Source organism: Mesorhizobium sp. Arg314 (assembly GCF_053714275.1).
In genome coordinates this window covers 1-2,762 of record NZ_JBSKBP010000139.1, presented here as the reverse complement: position 1 = coordinate 2,762, position 2,762 = coordinate 1, and the positions used below count along the sequence as shown (strand labels likewise).

The window sequence follows — 2,762 nt, the reverse complement described above, 5'->3', positions numbered from 1 at the left end:
ACGCCGCCCATCACGTTTCCTTTCGTGTTTGCGAAAATTTTGGAGGGATCAGGTAGTAGCAGCGCTTCTGGGGCGCGAGGCGTCGCTAGCTTCGCGACCTCATCGGTAGGATCGGTCGTGTTGGCCAGCAATTCGTCCAAAAGATGCTTGGAGGCGGGCGTGGTCGGCACAAGCCCGCCGAAGGCCTTGACCAATGCACTTATCCGCACACCCTCGTTAGCGATCCAGTCTATTCCGTCGTCTGGTTGCCCAGGTGACCACGGAGAACCGTCCTTGTTGAGGATCGTGTTGCCACGCATTTTTGGGATGGAGGCGTGGTGCAACCCGACGACCTCCCACATTTCCGAATAGCAGGCGGAGCCCGATGATCCTTGCTCGGTGTCGGTCTCGTACCGGAGGAAACCGTCGTCCCGCAGCTCAAGCAGCCGGCAATTCTGCATCGCATAGCGTTTTGGCCCGCCGTCAGGATATTCGATCATCCGGATCGGCATTCCAGGCAGGATCTTTGACCGCGATCCATTGATCGCCAGGAAGTTGACAGAGGAGAGAAGCTCGCCGGTGATCGCCTTCGGCTTCACCGCGACGAGCGCGAAATCGAGATCCTCCGCCGAGAAGAAAAGGGCGTCCGGATCAAACTCGAAAATGATGCCGCGGGCGACACCCGATGCCGTCTCATCATGAAGAAAGTTGGCGCCGGTTCCTCGTACCGAGCCGGGATCCGGAAATACGTGCCAGTTGGTCAGAAGAACGTTAGGTGAAACCATGAACCCGGTCGCAAACCCGACCGGATCGACCTTCGGATCGACGTTGGCCACGATGCGCGCGACCGGCCGGCCAGCGGCTCGGGCAGCATCGTCTGGCGGCAAGGTGTACCAGTCAAGGGTAGGGCCTATCTTCCGCTCGACGAACACCGGAAGACGGCCTTGTGCCTTCAGTTCGCTCGCCTGATCAAAGCTCGAACGGCGAGCGTCGTAGCGCGCCTGTTCCGATGGCGTCACTTGCGTCGTCGCAGGCGTTGGCGGCTGCGCTTTCCATCGTTTTGCAGCCGCAATCATGACCGTGCGGCGGCGCTCGTCGAACAAATTGGTCGCGACCATGGTAGATTCCTCCCTCCAAGGAATAGGAAAGTAGATAGAACTCTATTTGACGACAGAAATTGAGAGATTGGACTTAAAACGATTAGCGTTCAAACGCTATATGTTTAAGCGGCTAACAACCTTCACTCGAAGTCCTTTCGATCCGCGCTGATGCTCTAGAAATTTCTTTCAAAAACCCCAGACCCCTCTTACATCATTATGCAACAATGAGTAATGTGCGGTCAATGTGAAGAATAGAGTTCTCAACGAAGTTTCCTAGGGCGGGATCGCTTGTTCGGTTGTCTTTGGCGGCAGGAGCTGCGGCGCCGGCCTGCGCATGGGGGACCTGAAGGTCATTCGATCACGTAGAGATCACAAAGCGGTGGCTCTCAGCGCCACCGCTTCATCAGGTGCAGAGCATTCTTGGGGGAGACGTCCATGACAGCGCTTACCGGACCGGACACGAGGTTGCGTGTCGCTCACTTTGCCGCCGCCGCTCGCCGGTTCGTTCCTGTCCTTCTCATCTTGCTTGGCGTTTCGGGCTGCGAAGAAAATCTCTTCCAGGCGCCACCTCATGGCGGCACTGCCGATGTGCCGCCGGCACCCGTGACGGACAGCGTGCTCACGCTGGTGGCACAAATCCCGTATGGGACGCTTGTGCAAGCAGCGCAATCGAAGATACCGCAATCCGTTCCGGTGCAAGGAGATGGTCACATCGGATGTGTCGGTGTTCCTCAAATAAATGGAGGACACGTGGGGCATCATACCGAGTGCAAATGGATCGGTATCCGTGTTTGTGCTGAAGTGCCTGACATTACCGCGCCAAGCCTTGAGTTTAAAGATCAATGCGCCGACTATCATTGGCACGCTGATATCAAAACGGATGGCCCTCTTGTCGTGGCCCAGGCGGGCAATGGCGTTCACGTCGAACAGCCGCTGTTTGTCAGGGGTCAGGCCGGCGTCGGCGGCGACCTCGCCAAAGTGCTTTCGCTTTCCGGAAAGAACTTCGAGGCTCGGCTGGTCCCAGGCCTCGATCTGCAGCTCGATATGAACGATAAGTGGTGCCCCGTGCTGTCGGGAACCCCAACCGGCAGATGGGTGAGCAGTGCTTCAGTGGAGGTAGTGGGCAAAAACTGCCAAGGCTTTGATTTTGGAGACCTAGGGCACCCCCAAGTCTGCGCAGGGCCGATCAATCTGGGACTGGCTGACGTGTTGAACGGGCAGATCAATGACCACCGTTCCAACATACAGGATGCCATCGCCAAAGCTCTGCCCTGTGACGCGCTTCGGTCAAAGGTTGAGGCCCAATGGCACGCCATCTCGATCAAGATCGACCGAGCGGACAGCACGCCCGTCTATCTCAACATCGTCCCCACAGGGGCGAGCTTTTCGGGCCTGGTCGGTGAAGCGCAAGGCATGAAGATGACCGTGCGTGTCGCGGCAAAGACCAGTCTTGCCGCAGAACCAGTTGCCACGCAGTCCCAGCCTCTGCCGCCGTTGGGTAAAACATCAGCCGATCGAAGTCAGGCCGATATCACCCTGCAAGCAACCGCACCCTATGGATTGCTGTTGGCCGAGCTGTCAAAGAACCTTAAGGGTCGCGATTTCCGGCAGCAGACGCCCGCAGGCGCCATCGATGTCAAGGTCGACGACGTTGATCTCTATCCTAGCGCTGGCTCCGTCGTG

The 2,762-nt window shown here is 57.8% G+C and carries 2 protein-coding genes; one reads left to right on the top strand and one right to left on the bottom strand.

Going from position 1 to position 2,762, the window contains the following annotated elements:
* Nucleotides 1–1,097: trypsin-like serine peptidase (locus tag ACWGS9_RS34535; RefSeq protein ID WP_454509401.1), on the bottom strand; the 1,097-nt coding region annotated here is incomplete at its 3' end.
* A gap of 417 nt (nucleotides 1,098–1,514) precedes the next feature.
* Between ACWGS9_RS34535 and ACWGS9_RS34530 the strand changes: the two genes are divergently transcribed.
* Nucleotides 1,515–2,762 (top strand): DUF4403 family protein (locus ACWGS9_RS34530; protein ID WP_454509400.1); only part of this gene is annotated, 1,248 nt, incomplete at its 3' end.